Source organism: Paraburkholderia caballeronis, from assembly GCF_900104845.1.
Classification (GTDB): Bacteria; Pseudomonadota; Gammaproteobacteria; order Burkholderiales; family Burkholderiaceae; genus Paraburkholderia; species Paraburkholderia caballeronis.
Window position 1 is genome coordinate 3,217,914 of record NZ_FNSR01000001.1, and the last position, 23,631, is coordinate 3,241,544.

Genomic DNA, 23,631 nt, shown 5'->3' on the forward strand with positions numbered 1-23,631 from the left:
TTAATGCCTCGCTGCTCCTTTTTTCCGACAAAGTCGCCCCAGCACGCGCCGCGCCCGGTCGATCCGCGCGCGGGCGCGCATCGCGACGCGACCGTCGGCAAGCGCCACGCCCCCGCGACCGCCAGCCGTTTCGCCGCGTCGCGATGCTGACGCTGCGACGCTTCGCCAACCCCGACGTCACGCGCGCGTTCGCGAACATCGTCTGGCTCGGGCTGGAGCGCGTCACGCAGATCGTCGTCGCGATCGCGATAAGCGGCGTGCTCGCGCGCTACTTCGGCCCCGACGTGTTCGGCAAGTGGCAATACGCGAACACGCTGCTGCTCGTGCTCGCGCCGATCACATGGGTATGCGGCGCGGAGATTCTCGTGCCGACCATCGTGCGGCGGCCGCCGCAGGAACTCGGCACCGTGCTCGGCAGCGCGTTCGCGCTGCGCATCGGCGTATCGGCGGCGGCGCTGCTGCTCACGTGGGCCGGCATCGCGCTCGGTCTCGCCGATCCGCTCGTCGGCGCGATGCTCGCGGGCCTCGCGGTGACGCTGGTGTTTCGCGAGCCGTTCGTCGGCGTAATCAACGCGTGGCTGCAAAGCATGACGTTCAGCAAGCCGCAGTTGATCGCGAGCATGGCGACCGCGATCGTGAAGGCGCTGCTCGTGTTCGCGCTCGCGCGCGCCGCGTTCGCGCCGGCGAGCTTCGGCTGGCTGTGGGCGCTCGAATCGGCGGCGATCGGCGCGGCGCTCGTGCTGTACTACCGGCGCAAGCATGGCGGGACGCTCGGCTGGCAGGTGGACCGCGCGCTGTTCCGCCATTTCGCGACGTCCGGCACCGTGTTCTGGATCGGGCTCATCTGCATGTACCTGTTCCTGAAACTCGACCGGCTGATGCTCGAACGCACGATCTCGTTCGCGGACCTCGGCCGCTATTCGGCCGCGCAGCAACTGAACGAGAACTGGATCACGCTCGCGCTGATGCTCGCGCAGACCATCGCGCCCGCGTTCGTCTATCGCGTGCAGCAGACCGCGCAACTGCGCCGCAACCTCGTGCGCCTCTTCGCGATGACCGCCGTGCTGATGATCGCCGGCGCGCTGGTGCTCGACGCGCTCGCGGGCTTCATCATCGGCCGCGTGTTCGGGCCGGCCTATGCGGGCGCGGCCGGCATCTTCCGCTGGGCCGTGTGGCTGTCGGTGCCGGCCGGCATCGAGGCGATCGGCAACCTCGTCGTGCTGAAGTACCAGGCGAAGTTCGTGCTGCTCGCGAAATGGGTGCTCGCGCTCGCGATCGCATTCGCGGTGAACCTCGTCGCGATTCCGCGGCTCGGCTCGTATGGCGCGCTCGTCGGCCTCGCGGCCGGTTACGTCGCGGCCGCGTGCGTGAACTTCTATTACATCCGCCTCAAGCTCGCTTCATGACGTTCTCTCCCGCTTCCTTCGATACGCGCGCGGGCGCGCTCGCCGACGTCGCGGTGCTGCTGCCGGCGTACAACGGCCAGGCCGACGTCGAGCGCACGCTCGCGTCGTTCGCCGAGGACGCGCCGGTGTACGCGCTGATCGTCGACGACGGCAGCACGCCGCCGATCGTCGCGCCGGCGGTGAACGGGATGCACGTCGAGATGCTGCGGATGCCGAAGAACGGCGGCATCGAGCGCGCGTTGCAGGCCGGCATCGAAACGCTCGCGGCGCGCGGCTTTCGCTACGCGGCGCGCATCGACGCGGGCGATCTCGCGGTGCCGCAGCGGCTCGCGAAACAGCGCGCGCGGATGGAGACGTCGCCGGCGCTCGCCGCGCTCGGCGCGTGGACCCAGGTCGTGAACCGCGCCGGCGAGCCGCTCTTCATGCTGACGCCGCCCGCCGATCCACGCGAACTGCGCCGCACGCGTTTCCTGCGCTCGCCGCTCGTGCATCCGTCGGTGATGCTGCGCATCGACGCGGTGCGCGCGGTGGGCGGCTATCGCGTCGCGTATCCGGCGGCCGAGGACCTCGACCTGTTCTTGCGGCTGATGGAGCGTTACGACTGCGCGAACCTGCCCGAGCCGGGGCTGTATTACGAGCTGAACGAAGGCGGGATCAGCGCGACGAAGCGCAGGAAGCAGATCGTTTCGACGCTGCGTTTGCAGATGCGTTATTTCGATGCGCTGAACTGGCGGGACTGGGCCGGCCTCGCGAAGAACCTGCTGCATTTCGTGACGCCGTATCGCGCGTTGCAGAAGGTGAAGCGGGTGCTGTACGCGTCGCGGTAAACGGCGGCGGCGCGCGACCTACCACCAGCGCAACAACACCGGCAGCAGCACCGGCACGACGAACGCGGTGAACACGCCGTTCAGCCCCATCCCGAGCCCCGCGAACGCGCCCATCTCCTCGCTGACCTGAAACGCGCGCGCGGTGCCGATCCCGTGCGATGCGACGCCGATCGCGAAACCGCGCACCTCGATCTCGTCGACCCGCAGGGTCCGCAGCACGCCGCGCGCGGTCACCGCGCCGAACACGCCCGTCGAGATCACCAGCACCGCGGTCAGCGAAGGAATGCCGCCGATCTTGTCCGCGACCGCCATCGCGATCGGCGTGGTCGCGGACTTCGGCGCGATCGACGCGAGCGTGTGCCGCGACGCGCCGAACAGCGCCGCGATGCCGACCGCCGACACGATCGCCGCAAGCGAGCCCGCGACGAGGCCGCCGACGAGCGGCAGCGCGGTGCGCTTCAGCTTCGACCATTGCCGGAACAGCGGCAGCGCGAGCGCGACGGTCGCCGGGCCGAGCAGGAAATGCACGAACTGCGCGCCTTCGAAGTACGTGCCATACGGCGTGCCGGTGGCCTTCAGCGCGAGCACGACGATCGCGACCGCGATCAGCACCGGGTTCGCGAGCGGGTTGAAGCGCGCGCGCATATAGACGTTGATGGCGATCAGATACGCGACCAGCGTCAGCGTGAGGCCGAGCAGCGGGCTCGCGGCCAGATACACCCAGATCGCATCAAGTTTCGGCAGCGGATTCACGCCTGCCCCTCCGGTCCGGCGAGCCGACGGCGCTGGCGGCGCAGCAGCGCGCGCGTGACGAGCGCGGTCACCGCGATGCCGACGGTCGTGCTGACGACGAGGCTCGCGATCACCGCGAACGCCTCGCCGCGCACCGCCTGCGCGGACACCATGATGCCGACGCCGGCCGGCACGAACAGCAGCGACAGATGGCGCAGCAGTTCGAGCGCGGTCGGCTCGATCGCGTCGGCAATGGCCGGCCGCATCATCACGAACGCGAACAGCAGCAGCATGCCGATCACCGGTCCGGGGACCGGCAGCGCAAATACGTAGGAAACGCTCTCTCCGAGACACTGGAAGATGAGGAGCGTGGCGAGAGAACGAAGCATGGGACTTTCACGAGAACACGGGCGTCCGGAACGCAGCGGACCCCGCGGCGCACGGCACGCCCGCCCGGGAGCCGCATGCCGGCCGCCGCTCGCCGCGTGCCGTGCCGAAGCGCGAGATTCTAGCCGAACGGCCCAGCCGATGCAGCCGCGCCGCCCCGCCGTGCGCGCCGTGCCGGGACGGCTAGATCGCCTCGCTCGCGGACACCTTCGCGACGCGCCCGATCTTCACCGGCGGCACGAACAGCATCGCCACGACGACCGCGATCGCGACCGCGAGCAGCGCGAGGAACGTCAGGTGCAGCGACTGCTGCAACGCGAGCCGCACCGACGCGTCGGCCGACACGTGGCCGCCCGGCGCGTCGAGCACGCGGCGCAGTTCGTCCGCGCCGCCGGCCGGCAGATACGGCGAATGGCGCAGCCCGAAGTTCAGCACCGCGCCGAACACCGTCGCGCCGAGCGTGCTGCCGAGATTGCGCGAGAACAGGTTCGACGCGGTCGCGCTGCCGCGCTCCGCCGGACTCACGATCTCCTGGATCAGCACGAGCGCGCACACGCTCGACGTGCCCATGCCGAACCCCATCACGAGCGAGCCGATGCCGGCCAGCACCGGCGAGCTTTCCGGATTCAGCAGCACGAACGGAATCGCGCCGACCGGCAGGAAGAAGCTGCCGCCGATCAGCACGCGGCGCAGCCCGAGCCGGTTGAAGGTGCGCGCGGCGACCGTCGCGCCGGACGGCCAGCCGACCATGATCATCGTCAGCGCGAAACCCGCGACGACCGCCGAGCGTTGCAGCACGCCCTGCACGTACATCGGCAGGAACGTCGTCAGGCCCATCAGCGCGATCCCGCAGAACACCGTCGCCGCGTTGGCGGCCGCGATCGGCCGGTGCGTCCACAGCGAGAACGAGATCATCGGGTCGGCCGCGCGCCGCTCCTGCCACACGAACAGCAGCGCGCACACCACGAACAGCGCGAGTTCGAGCGCCGCGCGCGAGTCGTCGGCGGAGCCCGCGTCGGTCAGCGCCATCATCAGCGCGCCGATCGCGATCGTGAAGAGCGCCGCGCCGCCGATGTCGATCGCCGGCCGCGCATGGCGCTCGTTCTCGTGCAGGTACAGGATGAAGCCCGCCGCGGACAGGATGCCGATCGGCACGTTGATCCAGAAGATCCACGACCACGACAGGTCGCGGATGATGAAGCCGCCCGCCATCGGCCCGAGCACCGCGGACAACGCCCATACGCTCGCGAGCCAGCCCTGCACCTTGCCGCGCTCGTGCACCGGATACAGGTCGCCGACGATCGTCAGCGTGATCGGCTGGATCGCGCCCGCGCCGACGCCCTGGATCAGCCGGAACACGATCATCGCGGGCATCGACCACGCGTAGCCCGCGAGCACCGAGCCGACGAGGAAGATCGCGATGCCGGCGAGCATCACCGGCTTGCGGCCGTACAGGTCCGCGAGCTTGCCGAACACGACCGTCATCGCGGTCTGCGCGAGCAGGAACGACGAGAAGACCCAGCTATAGAGACGCAGGCCGCCGAGCTGGGTGACGATCTGCGGCATTGCCGTCGAGACGATGGTCGCTTCGATCGCGACCATCGCCATCGCGGCCATCACGGACGCCACGACGAGCGGGCGCGAAGTTTTCGGATGGGGTGACATGGGGAGCTTGTAGAAATCGTGCGGACTGCGCGGATGCCGTGCCGACCGGAAAAGCGGCAGCGCCGCGTGCGGGGTCCGCGGGCGGCGCGCGGCCGTTCGCGGCGGCGGATCACGCCTGCCGCATCGGGGACGGGTCCCCGGCATCGCGACCGAAGCGGCGATTATGAACTGTTTACTGAAAACGCGCTGACGGCGGACGCGCCGCCCGAACAGCGAATCCGTCCGCTAGTTCAGTTGATACGAGAACGTCGCGCGGCACCACGCCGACTGCCGGGTCGGCAACGCGCTCCGCTAGAATGGCGTGCCCGGCAGGCCAACGCCCGGACGCCAGGTCGCCGGACCTATTCCGGCCGCGACGTCCCCGCGCCGGCCGGATCTACCCCGCATCAGAGCTTCCCGCCCTTCGTGAAATCCGCCGCCACCGAACTCCCGACCCCGAGCCGTTCCGCGTCGTCGCTGCGCGTCGCGCTCGTGTGCAACACCGCATGGGCGATCTACACGTATCGCCAGGGGCTGCTGCGCGCGCTCGCCGACGCCGGCGCCGAAATCGTCGTGATCGCGCCGCGCGACCGCACGTTCGAACCGCTCGCCGCGATGGGCTGCCGCTGCATCGACCTGCCGGTCGCGTCGAAAGGCACGAACCCGCTCGACGACCTGCGCACGCTCGCCGCGCTGTACCGGCACTATCGCGCGGTCCGCCCCGACGTCGTTTTCCATTACACGATCAAACCGAACATCTACGGGTCCGTCGCCGCGTGGCTCGCTCGCGTGCCGTCGGTCGCGGTGACGACCGGGCTCGGTTACGTGTTCATCCAGTCGAGCCGCGCCGCGCAGGTCGCGAAGCGCCTGTACCGTTTTGCGTTCCGCTTTCCGCGCGAAGTATGGTTTCTCAATCGCGACGATCTCGATGCGTTCACCGCCGAGCGGTTGCTCGCGCATCCGGACCGCGCGCGGCTGCTGCACGGCGAAGGCGTCGACGTCGACCAGTTTCCGTACACGCCGCCGCCCGCGCGCGAGACGTTCGTGTTCGTGCTGATCGGCCGGCTGCTGTGGGACAAGGGCGTCGCCGAATACGTGGACGCCGCGCGCCAGTTGCGCGCGCATTATCCGCACGCTCGCTTCCGGCTGCTCGGGCCGACCGGCGTCGACAACCCGAGCGCGATCACGCGCGACGAAGTCGCCGCGTGGGAACGCGAAGGCGTGATCGAGTATGCGGGCGAGACGGCCGACGTGCGCCCGTACATCGCCGACGCCGACTGCGTAGTGCTGCCGTCGTATCGCGAAGGCGTGCCGCGCACGCTGATGGAAGCCGGCGCGATGGGCCGCCCGGTCGTCGCGACCGACGTGCCGGGCTGCCGCGAAGTCGTCGCCGACCGCGACAACGGTCTGCTGTGCGAGGCGCGCAACGCCGCCTCGCTCGCAGCCGCGCTGAAAAAAATGCTCGACATGGATGCCGGCGCGCGACGCGCGATGGGTGAGCGCGGCCGGAAAAAAATCGAAAAAGAATTCGATGAGCGGGCTGTGGTACAACGCTATCGGGAACTCGTCCGGCAACTGACCGGCGCGACGTTTTGATTCGGAAATCAGGGAAACGGACAGGCAGCATGACAGCTCCGCACAGCAAAGGCACGATCCTCGTTACCGGCGGCGCCGGTTATATCGGCACGCATACCTGCGTCGAACTGCTCGAAGGCGGCTACGACGTCGTCGCGGTCGACAACCTCGTGAACAGCCGCCGCGAATCGCTCGCGCGCGTCGAGCGCATCGCCGGCAAGCCGGTGACGTTCTACGAAGCCGACGTGCGCGACGAAGCCGCGCTCAAGCGCATCTTCGACGCGCATCCGGTTACCGGCGTGATCCACTTCGCGGCGCTGAAGGCAGTCGGCGAATCGGTCGCGAAGCCGATCGAGTATTACCGCAACAACGTCGACGGACTGCTCGTCGTGCTCGACGCGATGCGCGGGCACGGCGTGAAGCAGTTCGTGTTCAGCTCGTCGGCGACCGTGTACGGCGTGCCGGAACGCTCGCCGATCGACGAGTCGTTTCCGCTGTCCGCGACGAATCCGTACGGACAGTCGAAGCTGATCGCCGAGCAGATCCTGCGCGACGTGCAGATCGCGGACCCGTCGTGGCGCATCGCCGTGCTGCGTTATTTCAATCCGGTCGGCGCGCACGAAAGCGGGCTGATCGGCGAGGACCCCGCCGGCGTGCCGAACAACCTGATGCCGTACGTCGCGCAGGTGGCGGTCGGCAAGCTGGAGAAGCTGCGCGTGTTCGGCAGCGACTACGACACGCCCGACGGGACCGGCGTGCGCGATTACATCCACGTGGTCGATCTCGCGCGCGGACACCTCGCGGCGCTCGACGCGCTCGCGAAGCAGGATGCGGGGTTCGTCGTCAATCTAGGAACCGGCCGCGGGTATAGCGTGCTCGAAGTCGTGAAGGCGTTCGAGACGGCGTCGGGGCGTCCGGTGCCTTACGAACTCGTGGACCGCCGGCCCGGCGACATCGCGCAGTGTTTTGCGAATCCCGCGGCGGCCGAGGCGCTGCTCGGATGGAAGGCCGGGCTCGGCATCGAGCGGATGTGCGCGGATCACTGGCGGTGGCAGGAGAGGAATCCGCGGGGGTTTGTCTAAGGGAGGCGCGCAACGTTTCGCGTGCCAGAACACGCCGCGGGCAGGCGTCCTCCAGCCTCCTGACCTCAACGAGCCTCGGTGTTCCGTAGAACGGAGGCGCCCCAGGATTTCCCGCCTCCGGCCTGTCGACGACTGTCGATAATGGTATCCTCGGCTACGGCCGTCTCCTCCGTCTTTCCGCTCCGAGACTGCCGGGAACACCTCGCCTGCACGCCGTGCAGGCGACCGAAGCATTTCGGTTCACCGCCACGCGCGGCTGAGTGCACGAATCAGAAGTTACAGCCGCCGCGGCTCTTCTTACGTAGCCTGCCCCGACATGAACCTGAGAGCTGAATTCCTGAAGACGATCGCGAAGAGTGACCTCGGCATCGAAATCGGTCCGTGGTTCAATCCGATGACGCCGAAGCGAGAGGGCTACCACTGTCTCAGCCTGGACATCTTCGATACCGAGAAGATGCGCCAGCGTGCGCTCGGGGACCCGCATGTGGCTTCGAAGGTGGATCAACTCGAAGAGGTCGACATCGTGGGTTCCACCGTCGAGATAGGCGAGTTGGCCGACCGGCACGGATGCGCAGGCCGGGTCGATTACATCGTCTCGTCGCACAATTTCGAGCATATCCCTAACCCGGTGAAGTTCTTTCAGGGTTGCGAGAAAACGCTAAAGCTGGGCGGTCATCTGAACATGATCATTCCCGACAAGCGGACCTGCTTCGATTATTTCAAGCCCCCGACCTCGCTCGGCATGTGGCTGGAGGCCTATCTTTATCAGCACGAGCGGCCGGCCTACCGCCACGTATTCGACGGCTTCCAGATGATGGCGAACCACAACGGATCGGGTGTGTTCAGCCTCGCCGAGGACTCGTCCCAGGTCTCGCTGAATTATTCGCCGATCCGGGACGGTTACGCGGCATGGAAGAGTTATGTCGAATCCGGCGACACGTCCTACATCGATGCGCACTGCTCGATACTCACGCCCACACTCTTCGAACTTCTGCTGCTGGACCTGAACATGCTCGGCCTCGTTCACCTGAAGGTGGTCAAGATTTCGCCTACGGTCGGGTGCGAGTTCGCAGTGTCGCTGGAGAACATGGGCGCGGACTGGCGGCCGGAACTGACCGACATGCAGCATTACGCGCGCAAAACCGAATTGCTGCGCCAGGTCGGTGAAGATCTCGCCTTCAACACCGCAACGGTTCACCGGTTGCTCGATGAACTGAAACAGCGAGAAAACTCGGTCAGTTCGCTCCGGAAGGAATCCAGAGTGACAGAATCGCTCGCGGAACAACTTCGCTCGCAATTGCAGGCGGTACGCGAATCGCGTAGCTGGAAAATCACCGCGCCGCTGCGCCGAACGATCACGGCCGTCCGGCGCACGTTCAACGGCCAGCGAAACCGGGTCTAGTCGCCAAAGGCCCAAGAGTCACGAATCGAGGGCAGTTCACCCCGCCTGATGGCTCTGCTGCATGGCGTTCTGGCCAGCCGGCACGCTGTGAATCGTCGGCAGAACGACCGGCTGATACTCCGGCACCCAGCGCCTCAGATCACGGCGCACCTCGTCGTCGCCCGGCACGCGATGTTGCATCAACCACGGCAGCAGTTCGTCGAGCAGATTGTCCGGCACGCCGCGCGCACGCGCGATGCGCAGCTTCGGATGCGGCGTGCGGGTCGTTGCCTCGTCGTCCGCCAGCAATTCCTCGTAGAGCTTTTCGCCGAGCCGCAGGCCGGTAAACACGATGCGGATCTGGTCTTCGGTAAACCCGTACAGATGGATCAGGTCGCGGGCAAGATCGACGATCCGCACCGGCTTGCCCATGTCGAGTATGAAGATTTCGCCGCCGCTCCCCATGCTGGACGCCTGCAGCACCAGTTGCGTCGCCTCCGGAATCGTCATGAAAAACCGCGTGATCTCGGGGTGCGTGACCGTGACAGGACCGCCCTTCGCAATCTGCTGCTGAAACTTCGGAATCACGCTGCCCGCGCTGCCGAGCACGTTGCCGAAGCGCACCGTCTCGAACTGGGTGCCCGAGCTCGTCTGCTGCAGCGCCTGACAGGCCATTTCCGCAAGCCGCTTGGACGCGCCCATCACGTTGGTCGGATTGACCGCCTTGTCGGTCGAGATCAGCACGAAACGCCGCACGTCGTGCCGGATGGACGCGCGCGCCAGCCGGTACGTGCCCAGCACGTTGTTGCGCACGGCCTGCCACGAATTCAGTTCCTCCATCAACGGCACGTGCTTGTATGCTGCCGCATGGAATACGACGTGCGGCGCATAGCGCGACATGACCTGATCCAGCAGTAGCGAGTCCCTGATGTCGCCGACGATCGGAATGATCGATATGTCGGGAAAACGCTCGCGGAACTCCTCCGCAAGCCGGTACATCGCGTATTCGGACACGTCGAGCGCGACTAGTTGCGCGGGAGCAAACCGCATGATCTGCCGGCACAGTTCCGAACCGATCGAACCGCCGGCGCCGGTCACCATCACCACGCGCTCGCGCAGCAGCGCTTCGACGTGAGGCGTATCGATCTTTACCGGCTCGCGGCCGAGCAGATCCTCCAGATCGATGTGCCGGACCTGTGACAGGAACGCCTGTCCGGGCGTCAGCGCGGTAAGGACGGGCAGGACCATCGCCCGGACCCCGGCGCGCACACACAGCGTCGCGACCCGCCGCTGCACGTCGGTGCCGGCGGACGGAATCGCGATGATCGCGTGATCCGCCTTCAGCGATTCGGCCCAGCGCGGCAACTCCCCGATCGGACCCAGCACCTTGTAGCCGTAGATTTCGCGCCCCTGCTTCGCGGGGTCGTCGTCGAGCAGACCGACGAGACGCCATTCGCTGGAGCGGGACAACTCGCGGGCAAGGCTGGCGCCGGCCGACCCCGCGCCAAGCACGATGACGGGCTTGCCTTGCGCCACGAGCCCGCCATACAGATAGAACTCCTTCGTCGCGCGATACAGCGCACGCGAACCGCCCATCGCAAGAAACAGCAACAACGGCGATACCACCAGCACGGAACGCGGAATGATCGGATACGGCTGAAACATCACCGCCCCGATCATCACGACCAGCGCGCCCGATGCAACCGCCTTCGAAATCCGCATCAGGTCCGGCAGGCTCGCGAACACCCACATGCCGCGATAGAGGCCGAACACCCGGAACGCCAGCGCATAAACAGGCAAAACCCAGACGAGCGAATACAGCGCGCTGCCCCAGAACTCGAAGGGTACGCTTGCGTTGAAGCGGATCAGATAGGCGGACAGCCATGTGGCCACGACCGCGAGCATGTCGAACAGGAAAGCACTGAAGGACAGCCAGTTCGCTCTTCTCTTGAGCATCAGCATTACCCTCCATGGTTCCAGGAAGTGTTGCCGGCCGCGAAACGGCGCCAGCGGACGTCAATACCGGTACCAATCAGCAATAGCGTTCCCATCCATATGACGACAAGCGCCCACTGGACCCCGGCGGGGCAGTTCAGCGCTACGAGAGCAATTACCACGCCCGACAGCATCACCGCATACCAGATCAGCGCAGTCCCGGCATGCCCGAAGCCACACCGCACCATGCGTTGATAATAGTGCTCGCGATGTGCAAGCCAGAACTTTTCGCCGCGCAACAGCCGGCGCAGCAGCGTGACCGACGCGTCGCCGATGAACGGCGCAAAGACCATCGCGGGAAACCACAGCGGCCAGACGGTTTCGCGCCAGCCCCAATAGCCAAGCGCACCGGCAAGGAAGCCAGCGGGAATCGAACCGGCATCGCCGAGGAAGATCCGCGCGGGATGAAAATTGAAAACCAGGAAGCCGGCCGCCGCGCCTGCCACCGCGGCACTGACCCATGCAAGCTCGATCGACGGCGTCGGTGCGAACAACGCGCCAAACGCATAACCGCCAAAGCCGAACAGCATCATTCCTCCCGCAAGACCGTCGGCTCCGTCCATGAAGTTGTACAGATTAACGAGCCACAGCATCAGGAACGCGACGATCGCGAGCGCCCACCACGGCACAGCGGCCGGATAGACGACGACGATTGCTACAACCGCCAGCAGATGGGCGGCAAACCGCACGCGCGCCGGCAATCCACGCCGGTCGTCGATCTGCGAGATCGCGGCGAGGCAGACAGCCGCGACCGCAACGAGCCACAACGAAGGCGCCAGCAGCACGATGGCGAGCACCGCAACCGGCACGGTTCCCCAGCCGCCGACTCGCGGCGTCGGACTCACATGGAGCGAGCGATCGTTCGGCACATCCGTCGCGAGGCGCCACGCCCAGCCGGTCTTGAGCAGCACGGCGAGCAACGCCGCGCAGACGACCGCTCCGGCCAGCGCCACGGCCGCCGCCGCGATCGACGTGGAAACGAAGTCAGCCCGCACGAACGACGCCTCCCCTATTCGGCACGCCCTGAATCGACCGGTACCACTGCGCCGTCGCAGCAAGACCTTCGTCGAGCGAATACGGCGGCCGCCAGTCGAGACAGGCGCGGATATGCGCAGCATCCATCCGCAGATCGTCGGTAAGCCGGCTGATCTGCGCCTGGCGTCCGGTCAGCCGGCCCGCCATGCGCAACAGCGCGGCCGGCACGGGAACCAGGCGGGCGCGTCGCTGCAGATAAAGGCCGATGCGCTCGATCAGTTCGGCCACCGCCAGATCTTCGCCGTCGCAGACGTGAAAGCAGCCGTTGGCCGCGCGGACGTCGGTCGCACAGCGAATCAACGCATCCACCAGGTTGCCGACGTAGACCAGGCTGCGCCGACCGGTTGCCGAGCCCAGCGGCAGCGGCGCGCCCCGCCAGACCGCATCCATCAGACGAAGAAAGTTCGCGCGCACGTCAGGCCCATAGACGAGCGGCGGCCTGACGATCACGACGTCGAGCCCCGTCTGTTCCCTGACATGAGCAAGCGCCCGCTCCGCGTCCCGCTTCGACCGGCCATACGGGTCGCCGGGACAAGCCGGCGCGTCTTCCACCAGCGGACTTCCGCCATCGACCTCGGCCACCGACTTGATGCTGCTGAGGAACACGAATCGCCGCACGCCGTTTCGGGATGCCGCGTCCGCGACGGCAAGCGTGCCGTCTACGTTCGTCGTACGAAATGCCGCGTCGGGGTCGGCGGCTTCGTCGTGCGTCACGTGCACACGGGCCGCCAGATGAATCACGCAGTCGGGCCGCAGGTCGCGCGGCCACGCCTGCGCAACGCCAGCGAAATCGCGCGGCGCATGCACCCATTCCATCACGCCATCGGGAGCACTGCCCACGTTGCGCACCAGCCCCGTGACCGTATGGCCGCGAGCCATCAGCGCGCGGCAAAGCGCACTACCCACAAAACCGTTCGCACCGGTAACAACGACATGTGTCATAACCACTTCCAGCCGAAACGACGGTAAAACTTCCATGCCGATACAGCAAACATCCGAATGTGCGAATAGCCCTTGCGCGAAGCACCGCCGCCGTAGTGTTGCACGCTGACTGCCGGTACATAAACGACTCGTGCGACATCATGCGTCCGCAAGCTCAAATCATAGTCCTCGAAATAGAGGAAATAGCGGGCGTCAAAACCACCAAGCTGCTTCAATACATCGGTGCGAAACAGCATGAAGCAGCCGGTCACGATCGGCGGATCCCAGACGACATCGCGTCCGTTGATCCGGTCTCGCATCTCGTAATGCGATAGTCGCTGCGAGAACAACCTCCGCAAATTCGACGGCAGGAATCCGCGAGCGAACAGATCAAGCAGCGCCGGGCGACGCCGGCACAGGTATTGAATTTCGCCATGAACGCCGACGATCTGCGGCGTCAACAACCCGGCTTCGCGGTGACCGTCCAGAAAGGAAAGAGCGTTGAGCAGCGTGTCGTCCGCCAGCTTCACGTCCGGGTTCAGCACGAGATGATAACGGCTCGACGCTCGCTCGATCGCGAGATTGTGTCCGCGCCCATACCCGATGTTGCCGTGCCCCGCGATCAAGCTGCATTCGATGTCCGCGCCGAACACGCCGCCGGCTGTGCGGGCCGCGTCGTCACCGCCGCCGTTGTCGACGAGATACACATGCACTGGCAGATGACGGCCGGCGCGCGCCGCGACGACAGCATCCCGAAGGCTTGTTAACGTGCGGTCAAGCAACACCGGATCCGGCCGGTATAGGACGATGGAAACAGACAGCGCCTGCTGCGCGAATTCCAGTGTGCTCTGAACGGTCATCTGGCAAACGTCGTATGCTTGGAAATCCGCCTCCTCCCCTCGCAACTTCCGCGAAGGAAGCCAGTGTGCTCAAGAATCCGATAGGCCGCAACCCGGCTTGCACTTTGTTACCGCTCTCCCGGCAACACAATGTCGATCTTCTGGACACCGAGTCCACCCGCCGATCGATATCTCCGCGATCCATAACGTTAAAGCAACGGCGGCACGCGTGCAACGGATACACCTTGCCCTATCAACTAACTCCTAAGCAGAAGTCATTCAACATGCAATTCATTGCGAGGAAAATGAAAAGAAAATGTTAAATGTCCAGAGGAATCGATAAATTCATCGCCTCTGTTTTTATCCATAGAACCGCACGACGATAGTTTCGATCAGTTCCACGAAGGTATAAAGCGGAAACACGACGACGAGTGCGATGCAGACGGAGTCGATGAACTGAAGCGCCATCGCAGGCACCCTGCCGCGCTCGATGAAAGCAGGCAGCAAAAGCCCGAGCAACGGGAACAATGGAAGGAAATAGCGCCCCTGAACGCCCTCGACGACCCGTTGCCCGACAGGCGTCCAGGTCAGATAGAGCGATGCAAAGATCATCGCGACGCACAGGAGAACGGCCACGAATATCAGCAGCCGGTTCACGAGCAGTCCCCGTTCGCTTACGCGGCCCTGAAACATCGTAGCAACGAACACGGCGACGAACATCGCGCGCGCGGCCGCATAGTAGGTAGGGCTCATCCGCGTGTCGAGCCAGCCCAGGATGCCGACGAAACTCTCGAAGTAGAACCCGGCGTTCTGTTTCAACGTCGCAACCGCAATGGGAAAAACGTCGACCGGATGGTGAAGCAGGTAGGCGATCTGCCCCGGCGCAGAGATCGGCGAAGACATAGGCACCCACAACCCATGGCTGAATATCTCAACAATCGCAACCGCGACGACACCTACCGCAACGATCCAGACCACGCGGCGCCAGAATCCGTAAGCGCTTTCGGTGCCGCCGACGCGAAGGCCCGGACACAGCAGGACAAGCAGCACGCCGACATACGGCGGTCGAGCCGAAATGCATAACAGCAACGCAAGGCCCGCAAGCAGCAGGTGCCGCCACGACAGTCTCCGGCCGTCGTGAAGGAAGCGATCCAGATGGGCGATCAGGACGAACGCCACCGGGATCACCAGCGCCTCCTGGCTGACGGACGAGAAGAGCATCAGCGTGCTGGGCAGCAAGGCCGTCGCGAACAGGATCAACGAGGTTCGCCGGCTCACGATCAGCGCCCAGCAGGTCAGCCCGATGCTGATCAGCAGATCCACCACACAGGTCAGCAGATACGTGCGAGCGATGGTCGCATTGAACATCCGGCCGGTTCCGATGGCGACGGCCTGGGGGAGATACGCGTAGGCGGGGTAAAAGACGGTATTCGGAAACGCTGCGTCGATCTGAACGTTGGACCAATGCGTCGCATCGGCCACCGACCGCATTTGCGACGTGAATTTCACGTCGGGGTGAAAACGCATCGGATTGACTAGTGCGCCGAGCGTCGACACACCCTGATCGACGGCGCCCCCCGCGAAGCGGCCGACCCGCTGACCGACGAGATGCCCCTCGGAAATCTGCACTGCGCGATAGAAGTGATTCAGCGCATCGGGCGTCTGAAACGGCGGCGTGGCGATTGCGAGAAACAGGCCCGAAGGCAACGCATAACAAAGATAAAGCACGGAAAAGCGCCGCAGCGAAATGAGTCTGAGAAATTCCCTGAATATCGACATATCCGCTGGTTCTCGCTCGTTTTATACGGCAACTGCAGGATGCGCCGGGTACAGCCCGGCGCCGTGGCATTCATTCGCACGCCGCGCCCCGCTGCATCTCCCAGAGCATCCGTGCTCCCATGGACGCCCCTGGCGACAGACTGCTTCGCGGCGGCTTGCCGACGCGTTTTCGCGACATGGTAAAGCGTCGCGACAAACCACCGTACTACAATGATCGGCGATTTCCGGCAGCACGCACCACGCATGGCCTTCCACAGCCCACGCGACATGAACCGGTCGATGACGAGTCCGGATGCCGTCACTAAAATAGCAGCCGCCGTCTCGCACCACAACGCGGCGGCAACGATTTCGTCGGTAGTGCGGCATTTCCCGGCCAGCGCGCCGATACCTTTGCGATACGCGCACAGCGCACGGGATCACTGCGCGAATCGCTGTTGTCTCATGCGGCAGCTTGCCGGATATGCCGGTCACGAAATGAAGCAGTTCGCGTATCGTTCAATGCCTCGGACCAACGACGCCGGAAGTGGCACATAAGATGAATCGACAGTTCTTTCGTTTTGCGATCGCCGGCGCCGCGGGTTTCGTCGTCGATACGGGCATCCTCTACCTGATGCTGAAACTCGGACTCGGCCCCTATGCGGGCCGCGTCGTGTCGTTTCTCTGCGCCGTATTCGCGACATGGCAGATCAACCGCCGCTACACGTTCGATCGGCCGACGTCCCGATCGATATGGCGCGAATGGAACGAATACCTGGCTGCGATGATCTGCGGCGGCGCATGCAACTATGCCGCATACGTCGCCGCGATAAAGCTGCTGCCCGCCGCGCCGCTTACTCCGCTCGCCGCCGTTGCCGTCGGCTCGATTGCGGGAATGTTCGTCAATTTCCTGATCGCAAGACACTGGGTCTTTCGGCACTGAAAACACGCCGTCGACACGCTTACGACCAGGACCGCCCTATTCGAATCTGCCGATGCGTGGCGGAAAAGCCGGTTCGAACGTGGCGCCCGATCGCGTGATCGCCAGATTCGGGTTGTAGTAGCGGTCGCGGCACGACTCGTCCCTCTCCTGGCCGGCTGAAGGGCAAGCGGTTGTGCGATGGCCGTCATCCGCATCGATCATGACTTTCGCAGCCGGTACGACCACGCTGGATCGGCCCGTGGCGATGACCCGCCGGGACAGATCGACATCGCGTGCGAATCCCTGCGATGCGGCGGTATCGATGCCGCCAGTTTCCCGCCACACCTCGCGTCTGAACACCATACACGCACCGGGCAATGCGGAAACCGTATGCGTCAATACCGCCTGCCCGAAATAGCCGATTCCGAGACTGCCGACACCAGCATGCGCCCGCAACGCAGTCCCATCCGGCAGCGTGATCAAACCGACCGCATGAATCCGTCCGTCCGGCCCGTGAATCGCCGGCCCCACGATGCCTACCGACGGCCGCACGGCTTGCGCCATCAACTCCGCGAGCCACCGGCGATCGAACAGGCGAACCGCGTCATCGCAAATGCATAGGTAGTCTTCGTCGCCCGCCTCGATGACCTCGTCGAGCGCATGATGCTCATCGTCGGCGCGACCGGCGTGCGTCACGCGCGCCGCATCGTCCGCGGAGAGAAAATCCATCGACGCGCTGCACGGCCCAACGATCGAAACGCGGTAATGCGCGTAGTCGGTATATTCGAACAGACTGCGAATACAAGCATCCAGACGCGTGTCGTCGCCGTGAGCCAGCACGACGATCCGCACACCCGGCACCGGGTTCGGAAGCGCCCGACGCACGCGAATGAACGGAAAGTCGCGACACGGCGCTTCGACCGACGTACCGGTTTCGTCCGCGGACAGATAGTCGGCAACCGCCCGAACCGCCGCTCGCACCGCATACGGCTTTTCGCCGATGTCGAGCGCGGTGCTGCCCTCGATCACGCGCCAGTGATACAGCACGTGCGGAATATGGACAACCGCCCGATCGCCGGCGGCCTGCACACACCTGAGCAGCAGGTCGTGATCCTGGCTGCCTTCGAGTCCGGCGCGAAACCCGCCAACCTCGCGAATCAACCGCGATTCGTAGACACCAAGATGCGAAAAGAAATTCTGCTGAACGATGAGTTCGGGGTCCCAGTCCGGCTTGAAATACGGCGTGCTGCGAACGCCCTGCCCGGAAATCTTGTCCTCGTCGCTATAGAACAAGCGGCCCGCCGGATGGGCATCGATGTATTTCGCCACGACCGCGAGCGCATGGCGCGGCAGCAGGTCGTCATGATCCAGCAGTGCGACGTAGTCTCCGCCAACCAGTTCCAGCGCACTGTTGCTCGCCGCACAGATATGCCCGTTCTGCTCGCGGAACACGACCTTGATGCGCGCATCCCGCGTCGCGTAATCGTCCAGCAGGCGTCGCACATGAGGCTCCGACGACGCGTCGTCCGCAATGCAAAGCTCCCAATGCGGATAGATCTGGCCGAGCACCGACTCGATCATGCCGGACAGCAGATGCGCCGGCGTATTGAATACGGGAACGACGACCGAAATCAGCGGCAGGCGCGCCAGTTGGCCGAGTTCGTCGCGTAGCGGCTGGAAAGCGTCGTCCCGTTCCGGCTCATACGCGTCGATCCACCGTTGATAACGGTCTTGCCGATCGACTACGCGAACAATTTTCCTGCAAGCCTCCCGCCATCCCTCGCGGCGAATCAGTTCGCGCACGGCCACGACGGATCGAACGACGCCACCGTTCGATGCAAGCCGCTCGATGGCGCCGCGCAGGCGGGTCAGCATCGGATCAGGAGGCAGCGAGCAGCGGCTGATCGCTCCGGTCTGCGGCGGCCGAAGACATCACGCCAGCGAGCATCGCCGCCAGCTCGTCCGCCTGCTGGTCGAACAGACGCACCTGTCCCGCATGGGGATTCCGGTAGCCGTCGAGCCGGGCCGGCTGGTCGAGCAGGCGGCCTATCGCCGACGCGAGCGCGGTGCCGTCATCGTCGAGCGGAATGATCTCGCCGTTCTCGCCAGGCACGATGTCTTCGATGACGCCGCCCGCATCCGTAGTGATCACCCACACGTCCCGGATCAATGCCTCTCGCACGGACAGACCAAAGCTTTCCTTCCATTGGGTGGGAAAGAGCAGCACGTCCAGCCCGTTGAAGAAATCGTCGATCGTATCCCGTGTATAGGCCGGCACGATCTTGAGCGTTCCCGGCACCTGCCACTCGCTCGTGTGAATCGTGGACAGTCCGAGATTGAGCGCATTGTCGACGACGTGCAGTTCGTAGTTCTTCTGCGGCAGACTCCGGAATGCCTTCTTGATGAGGTGCGCGCCCTTGATCGGCGTTTCGCCGCCGACATAACCGAACCGCAGCGGACGGCCGCGCGTCGGCGGCCGGTCGACCCGTGCGCTGGGCGGCAAAATGCCGTTCTTGTTGACGACGATTTTCTCCGCGTCAAAACCGTTCGCGACATACAACCGTCTGAAAAACTCGCTCGGCGCGATCAGCAGCGCGGCGGAAAGCAGAATTTCGCGCAGCCGGAACTGCCGGTACGTGTTCAGACTGGCGTCGTCCACGCACCTCGCGCAGACGTTCACGTCGATTTTCGTCTGGCCACAGTACTGGTTCTTGCCGGTCACCATGAACTGCCGCCCGCAGATCCACCACGCGTCGTGCAGCGTCACGACGAACGGTATCCGTTCGGTCCGGCACACCTCGGCAATCTGCGCGCCAATGCCCTGAATGCTGTGCAGATGCACGACGTCCGGCCGCAATGCGTGCACCGCTTCGGCAAAAGCCTTCACGGAATGCGGGTTTTCGAACCCCATCGACGGATCGTTCTCGTGCGGCAGCCCCATTGCGAAAACGCCGGCCGCTTCAGCAGCGTAGCGGACAAGGCGGTACGACGAAACGTCGGTCGTTGGCAATGTCGTGAACATGAAATATTCGATGTCACCCCGCTGGTTCAAACGCCGAGCCACCTCCTCAGCTACCACCGTCGCACCGCCAAAGCTGCGCGGCTCGAAGTAGACGTTCACGCCGAGCACGCGCGGCCGCAATTGCGCGCGCCGATAAGGCTCAAGGATCGGCGCAACCTGTTCGACCGCAACCGTGTGCGGCGCATAGTGCGTCGTCACATGGTCGTACGCCCGAGCCGCAATCCTCCCCCGCAGGCTCGCATCATCGATCAGCGCGAGCAGCGCCCGCTCCCACGCGTCCGGGTCCTCGGCCAGATAGCCAGTTTCTCCGTCCCGGATGGCGGTGCGGAACGCCGCGCTCGGCGAGCAGACCGATGGTAGCCTGATGACCGACGCTTCCAGGTATTTGATGTTCGACTTCGCATCGTTGAAGATGCTGTCTTCGAGCGGCGCGATGCTGATATCGCACTCAGCCAGTCGCTTCAGATATGTCGGGTAATCCGACAATGGCAAACGTTCAACCTGAGTGCGGACTTCGGCATAGTCAGCCGGGAGATTCAGTTCGCCGATGACCGTCAGCCGCACGTCCGGCCGTGCGCGCAACACCCGCTTGATCGCCGCGGCAGCTACCCGGAAGTCGGCGTCGTGCGTCTTGGTACCCGATCCATAGCCTATCCGCACGATGCCATCGGACGCCCGCCGCCGCTCGTTGATGCGGCTGGCAATGCGCATCGTCTCACCGTCCAGCGCGTTTTCGACAACGAACGCCTGCTTGACGCCCGCATCCAGCATCGCTTCCGCGAGACCGGTCGTGGACGCTATCGCGTAATCGCAGGCGAGCATTGCCGCACGATATAACGGCACGCCCGAAAGCACGCCCTTTTTCACGTCCAGGCTCAAATCGGTCAAGTTCGAGTTCAGGATGTACTTTTCCGCGTCGAAGATCAGGTCATCGACTTCCCAAAACGTCACCAATCCCTGCGCCTTCGCTTCGGCGATGATTTCGAGCGGTTCGGGAAATCCGGGAACGCGGTAGAAAAACGCAATCGAATGGGACGGCAGCAGATCGCGACATGCCTGGATGTCAGCCCAACTGACGACCGTGCAATCGACGCCCAGATCCTTGATCATCTGCTGCTTCTGGGTCACCCGATACTTGAGGCACTGCGGGATGCTGGTTTCCGCGATGATGAGCACCCTGGGGACCAGCGTTTCGAGCGCCGGCGACGCAGACGGCAACCTGAACGTCGGGCTCAGCGCCGCCCGACCGCCCGCAGCGGCACCGAGCAGCTTGCGCAGCCCGTGCCGCTTCGGCGCCGCCGCAATCTTCCGCAGCGTGACGCCCCAGCCGTCGGTCCGCACCGAGTTCCGCACGATCGTCGACAGATTCCTCGCTCTCGACACCGCGCCCCGGGACACCGGAACCGACGTAACGAGCGCGCGCACCGGCGCAGTGATCCGCCACGATGTGGACGTGCGCAACGCATGCACGTCATGGTTTGCGCGGTGCAGTTGCTCGGTCACGGCCCTCAACGTCGCGCTCTCGCGCTCGATGTCGTCGCTCAACGCGGCAATGCGCGTGCGGCAGGCGGCGTTATCCGCTCCGACCTCTTTAAGCCGCTGCTTCGCCTGCTCCAGTTCGCCCTTCGCTTCGGCCAGTTCGCCCATCACGTTTGCGAGCTTGCGGGCGGTGTTCTCCTGTTCACGGTCCTTCGACGACATCACGTGCTGCAACTCCTGAATCGTTTGTTCGCGCTCGCCCGACACCGTCGCCAGATCGTCGTGCGACTGCCGGATTGCGACACAACGGCCAAGCCGCGCGTAGGCGTCCCGGATTGTGGCCGCATCGGCGGCCGGCGCGTGCAGCAATGCACGCAACGCGTCCGGCACCGCCGGACCGACCGCGACAATGCCGAGGCCTCGCCCATGCAGAAAGCAGAACGACGGATACCGCACCGACACCTCTTCCCAAAGCCGCCAGACACCGGAACCCTGGTCCCGGACGTTGCATCCGTGCAGCAACACGACTCCCGCCGGCGACAGCTTCGGCAGCCAGCCTTCGAACACGCGACCCGCGCCTTCGTAATCGCCCACTCCGTCGATGTGCAGCAGATCGATCGTGCCGTCGGAAAAATGTTCGCGCGCTTCGTCGAACGTTGACTGGATCAGCGTGGAGAACGACGCATAGTGTTCGTCGTTGTACGCGCTCAAGGCCCGATAGTCGTCCTCCGCGCTCTCGCGAACGTACGGGCCTTCGCTGGCCCGATGCACGACCGCGCAGCACCGCGTCGCCAGCCCCAGCCGCTCGACGGCCTGGCACCAGGTCGTATACGAAAACCCATCGCCGGTGCCGAGTTCGACGAGCACGGCCGGCCTCACCGCCTCCGTCAGCCAGAATGCGAACGGCGCGTGCTCAAGCCATGCCGATCGGACGATACGCTCGGGCCACCAGAACGACGCGGGAGACAGAACCGCGCCGAGCCGATCCTGGTTCGCGCGAGTATCACGCTCGAAGTCCAATTGAGTTGTCACAGCTAGATCCTGGAGTCTGGTAAAACGCGATGCAAGGCCGACAAGGATCAACCGACGTATTGCTCGTAAGCCGATACGACTTCCTCGACGGAACCAAACGCTTTCACACGTCCACGCTCCAGCCAGAGCGCCTTGTTGCAGACACGCCGTATTTCCGGGTTCGAATGCATCGCCAGCACGACGATTTCGGCGCGGCTATGAAGATCGGCCAGCCGCTCCTTCGCCTTGTGCATGAACGACGCATCGCCGACCCCCATGACTTCGTCGAGCAGCAGGATTTCCGCGTCGACGGCCGTCGATACGGCAAACGCCAGCCTGACGCGCATCCCGCTCGAATACGTGCGGATCGGCAGGTCGAGGTAATCGCCCAGTTCCGAAAACTCCGCAATTTCCTGCTGTTTCGCCCTGATTTCCGAGTCGGACATGCCAAGCAGCAACCCTCGCAACCGGATGTTCTGTATTCCGGTCGAATTCTCGTCCATGCCCAGGCTGATATCAAGGAGCGGAACCACCTTGCCGTCGCGCTCCACCATGCCGGTGGTAGGAGAATAAATGCCTGCGATGGTTCGCAGCAGCGTCGACTTGCCCGCGCCGTTATGGCCGATCAGCCCGACACGGTCGCCGCTTTCGAGCCGCAGATCGACGTTGTCCAGCGCCCGCACCACGACAATGCCCTGGTTGTCCTCCGCGATCGCGTTGCGGCGGCCCATACGCAGCACCTGCCGTTTCAGCGATCGGCCGTGAACGTCGTAAATCGGCAGATCGAGCGTCGCGCCTTTCAGTTCTATATACGCCATGTCGTTCCTCAGACCCAATACGGAATGCGTTTCAGGTAGCGCCCCGTCAGCGCAAGCGCCAGCGGCCACCCGATCACGAGCATGCCGACCGTGACAGTCCACGTCAGCGCACCCGGCATCGTGCCGGTCAGCGGCGCCCGGACGATATCCACGAGATACGCAAGCGGATTCCATTCGACGATGAACGAAAAGCGGGTAAGGGCATCGGGCCGGTAGATGATCGGCGTCACATAGAACGCGATCTGGATCAGTGCACCGATGATCTGCGGCAGGTCGCGATAACGCGCGGACAGCAACCCGGCGACCATTGCGATCCACAGCGCATTCATCACGTAGATCACCAGCCCCGGGATGAACAGCAGCAGCGATTCCCAGTTCTTCACGCCGAAGATCAAGAACAGCACGATGACGATGACGAAATTGTGTGCAAGCACGACAAGGTTGCGCCAGACGACCTGCAACATGTAGATCAGTTTTGCGGTGGATGCCTGCCGGATGTACGTGCCGCTGTTGATGTACGCAACGCTGCCCTCCTGGACCATCTGTGCGAACGAATTCCACATCACCAGACTGACGGACAGGAACGGCAGGTAGTCGCTCATCTTCTGACCGAACAGCGTGCCGTACACCATGCCGATGGACGCGATCATCACGCCCATGCTGATCGTCAGCCAGAACGGCCCGACCTTGGAGCGCGCATAGCGCTGGCGAACCTCCAGCCATCCCAGCAATGTCCAGAGCCGCCACGACACGATGCTCTGTTTCAGATCGTCAAACGCAAGACTGAACATATCGATTCC

The 23,631-nt window shown here is 64.5% G+C and carries 18 protein-coding genes; 6 read left to right on the plus strand and 12 right to left on the minus strand.

Annotated features, from left to right (window positions below):
• Positions 1-143: 143 nt before the first annotated feature.
• Together BLV92_RS14370 and BLV92_RS14375 are read left to right on the plus strand one after the other, a co-directional pair.
• Positions 144-1,406, plus strand: coding sequence for an oligosaccharide flippase family protein (locus tag BLV92_RS14370; protein ID WP_090545934.1), 1,263 nt, complete (start codon positions 144-146; stop codon positions 1,404-1,406).
• Entirely contained in the window at positions 1,403-2,233 is an 831-nt protein-coding gene (locus tag BLV92_RS14375; RefSeq protein ID WP_090545936.1) for a glycosyltransferase, read from the plus strand. The genes BLV92_RS14370 and BLV92_RS14375 overlap by 4 nt, the downstream gene beginning before the upstream one ends.
• A gap of 18 nt (positions 2,234-2,251) precedes the next feature.
• On the opposite strand, the gene BLV92_RS14380 is transcribed toward BLV92_RS14375, so the two are convergent.
• The 3 genes from BLV92_RS14380 to BLV92_RS14390 all read right to left on the minus strand — a co-directional run bounded on the left by BLV92_RS14380 (position 2,252) and on the right by BLV92_RS14390 (position 5,017).
• Entirely contained in the window at positions 2,252-2,986 is a 735-nt protein-coding gene (locus tag BLV92_RS14380; protein ID WP_090545938.1) for an LrgB family protein, read from the minus strand.
• Positions 2,983-3,354, minus strand: coding sequence for a CidA/LrgA family protein (locus BLV92_RS14385; RefSeq protein WP_090545939.1), 372 nt, complete (start codon positions 3,352-3,354; stop codon positions 2,983-2,985). The genes BLV92_RS14380 and BLV92_RS14385 overlap by 4 nt, the downstream gene beginning before the upstream one ends.
• A 181-nt stretch (positions 3,355-3,535) precedes the next feature.
• Positions 3,536-5,017 carry an MDR family MFS transporter gene (locus tag BLV92_RS14390; RefSeq protein WP_090545941.1) on the minus strand — a complete coding sequence of 494 codons (1,482 nt, stop codon included), beginning with the start codon at positions 5,015-5,017 and terminating at the stop codon, positions 3,536-3,538.
• A 405-nt stretch (positions 5,018-5,422) separates the two neighbouring features.
• Here BLV92_RS14390 and BLV92_RS14395 point away from each other — a divergent pair, with 405 nt between their 5' ends.
• The 3 genes from BLV92_RS14395 to BLV92_RS14405 all read left to right on the plus strand — a co-directional run bounded on the left by BLV92_RS14395 (position 5,423) and on the right by BLV92_RS14405 (position 9,055).
• A complete protein-coding gene (locus BLV92_RS14395) occupies positions 5,423-6,592 on the plus strand; it encodes a glycosyltransferase family 4 protein (RefSeq protein ID WP_134044660.1) in 1,170 nt (389 codons plus the stop codon).
• Between the two features lie 29 nt (positions 6,593-6,621).
• The gene (gene galE, locus BLV92_RS14400; protein WP_090545945.1) at positions 6,622-7,653 is read left to right on the plus strand and encodes a UDP-glucose 4-epimerase GalE; all 1,032 of its coding nucleotides are present in this window, start codon (positions 6,622-6,624) and stop codon (positions 7,651-7,653) included.
• A gap of 316 nt (positions 7,654-7,969) precedes the next feature.
• Positions 7,970-9,055 (plus strand): class I SAM-dependent methyltransferase, encoded by a 1,086-nt coding sequence (locus tag BLV92_RS14405; RefSeq protein WP_090545947.1) that lies wholly within the window; start codon positions 7,970-7,972, stop codon positions 9,053-9,055.
• Positions 9,056-9,091: 36 nt separating this feature from the next.
• Here BLV92_RS14405 and BLV92_RS14410 read toward each other — a convergent pair whose 3' ends face one another.
• The 5 genes from BLV92_RS14410 to BLV92_RS14430 form a co-directional block, all read right to left on the minus strand.
• Complete coding sequence (locus BLV92_RS14410; RefSeq protein WP_090547100.1) at positions 9,092-10,990, minus strand: polysaccharide biosynthesis protein; 1,899 nt, start codon at positions 10,988-10,990, stop codon at positions 9,092-9,094.
• Positions 10,991-10,995: 5 nt separating this feature from the next.
• Positions 10,996-12,024, minus strand: coding sequence for an MraY family glycosyltransferase (locus BLV92_RS14415; protein ID WP_090545949.1), 1,029 nt, complete (start codon positions 12,022-12,024; stop codon positions 10,996-10,998).
• Positions 12,014-13,006, minus strand: coding sequence for a UDP-glucose 4-epimerase family protein (locus BLV92_RS14420; RefSeq protein ID WP_090545951.1), 993 nt, complete (start codon positions 13,004-13,006; stop codon positions 12,014-12,016). Before BLV92_RS14420 ends, BLV92_RS14415 begins: the two co-directional genes overlap by 11 nt.
• Positions 13,003-13,845: a glycosyltransferase family 2 protein gene (locus BLV92_RS14425; protein WP_090545953.1), complete on the minus strand. Its 843-nt coding sequence runs from the start codon at positions 13,843-13,845 to the stop codon at positions 13,003-13,005. The genes BLV92_RS14420 and BLV92_RS14425 overlap by 4 nt, the downstream gene beginning before the upstream one ends.
• Positions 13,846-14,184: 339 nt before the next feature.
• Complete coding sequence (locus tag BLV92_RS14430; protein ID WP_090545955.1) at positions 14,185-15,603, minus strand: DUF2142 domain-containing protein; 1,419 nt, start codon at positions 15,601-15,603, stop codon at positions 14,185-14,187.
• 535 nt (positions 15,604-16,138) lie between these two features.
• Between BLV92_RS14430 and BLV92_RS14435 the strand changes: the two genes are divergently transcribed.
• Complete coding sequence (locus tag BLV92_RS14435) at positions 16,139-16,522, plus strand: GtrA family protein (protein WP_090545957.1); 384 nt, start codon at positions 16,139-16,141, stop codon at positions 16,520-16,522.
• Between the two features lie 36 nt (positions 16,523-16,558).
• Here the strand turns inward: BLV92_RS14435 and BLV92_RS14440 are convergent, their stop codons facing one another.
• The 4 genes from BLV92_RS14440 to BLV92_RS14455 are packed head-to-tail and all read right to left on the minus strand — an operon-like array spanning position 16,559 to position 23,622.
• Positions 16,559-18,376, minus strand: coding sequence for a glycosyltransferase family 2 protein (locus BLV92_RS14440; protein WP_090545959.1), 1,818 nt, complete (start codon positions 18,374-18,376; stop codon positions 16,559-16,561).
• A gap of 4 nt (positions 18,377-18,380) precedes the next feature.
• Positions 18,381-22,034, minus strand: a complete 3,654-nt coding sequence (locus BLV92_RS14445) for a glycosyltransferase (RefSeq protein ID WP_143040684.1) — start codon at positions 22,032-22,034, stop codon at positions 18,381-18,383.
• Positions 22,035-22,081: 47 nt separating this feature from the next.
• Complete coding sequence (locus BLV92_RS14450) at positions 22,082-22,831, minus strand: ABC transporter ATP-binding protein (RefSeq protein ID WP_090545963.1); 750 nt, start codon at positions 22,829-22,831, stop codon at positions 22,082-22,084.
• Positions 22,832-22,839: 8 nt separating this feature from the next.
• Complete coding sequence (locus BLV92_RS14455; RefSeq protein WP_090545965.1) at positions 22,840-23,622, minus strand: ABC transporter permease; 783 nt, start codon at positions 23,620-23,622, stop codon at positions 22,840-22,842.
• Positions 23,623-23,631 lie beyond the last annotated feature (9 nt).

What these genes read in the sequence shown, in the direction of transcription:
- BLV92_RS14370 (WP_090545934.1), top strand. Translation starts at nt 144, where the DNA reads ATGCTGACGCTGCGACGCTTCGCCAACCCCGACGTCACGCGCGCGTTC.
- BLV92_RS14375 (WP_090545936.1), top strand. Translation starts at nt 1,403, where the DNA reads ATGACGTTCTCTCCCGCTTCCTTCGATACGCGCGCGGGCGCGCTCGCC.
- BLV92_RS14385 (WP_090545939.1), bottom strand. Translation starts at nt 3,354, where the DNA reads ATGCTTCGTTCTCTCGCCACGCTCCTCATCTTCCAGTGTCTCGGAGAG.
- BLV92_RS14390 (WP_090545941.1), bottom strand. Translation starts at nt 5,017, where the DNA reads ATGTCACCCCATCCGAAAACTTCGCGCCCGCTCGTCGTGGCGTCCGTG.
- galE (WP_090545945.1), top strand. Translation starts at nt 6,622, where the DNA reads ATGACAGCTCCGCACAGCAAAGGCACGATCCTCGTTACCGGCGGCGCC.
- BLV92_RS14405 (WP_090545947.1), top strand. Translation starts at nt 7,970, where the DNA reads ATGAACCTGAGAGCTGAATTCCTGAAGACGATCGCGAAGAGTGACCTC.
- BLV92_RS14410 (WP_090547100.1), bottom strand. Translation starts at nt 10,990, where the DNA reads ATGCTCAAGAGAAGAGCGAACTGGCTGTCCTTCAGTGCTTTCCTGTTC.
- BLV92_RS14420 (WP_090545951.1), bottom strand. Translation starts at nt 13,006, where the DNA reads ATGACACATGTCGTTGTTACCGGTGCGAACGGTTTTGTGGGTAGTGCG.
- BLV92_RS14425 (WP_090545953.1), bottom strand. Translation starts at nt 13,845, where the DNA reads ATGACCGTTCAGAGCACACTGGAATTCGCGCAGCAGGCGCTGTCTGTT.
- BLV92_RS14430 (WP_090545955.1), bottom strand. Translation starts at nt 15,603, where the DNA reads ATGTCGATATTCAGGGAATTTCTCAGACTCATTTCGCTGCGGCGCTTT.
- BLV92_RS14435 (WP_090545957.1), top strand. Translation starts at nt 16,139, where the DNA reads ATGAATCGACAGTTCTTTCGTTTTGCGATCGCCGGCGCCGCGGGTTTC.
- BLV92_RS14440 (WP_090545959.1), bottom strand. Translation starts at nt 18,376, where the DNA reads ATGCTGACCCGCCTGCGCGGCGCCATCGAGCGGCTTGCATCGAACGGT.
- BLV92_RS14450 (WP_090545963.1), bottom strand. Translation starts at nt 22,831, where the DNA reads ATGGCGTATATAGAACTGAAAGGCGCGACGCTCGATCTGCCGATTTAC.
- BLV92_RS14455 (WP_090545965.1), bottom strand. Translation starts at nt 23,622, where the DNA reads ATGTTCAGTCTTGCGTTTGACGATCTGAAACAGAGCATCGTGTCGTGG.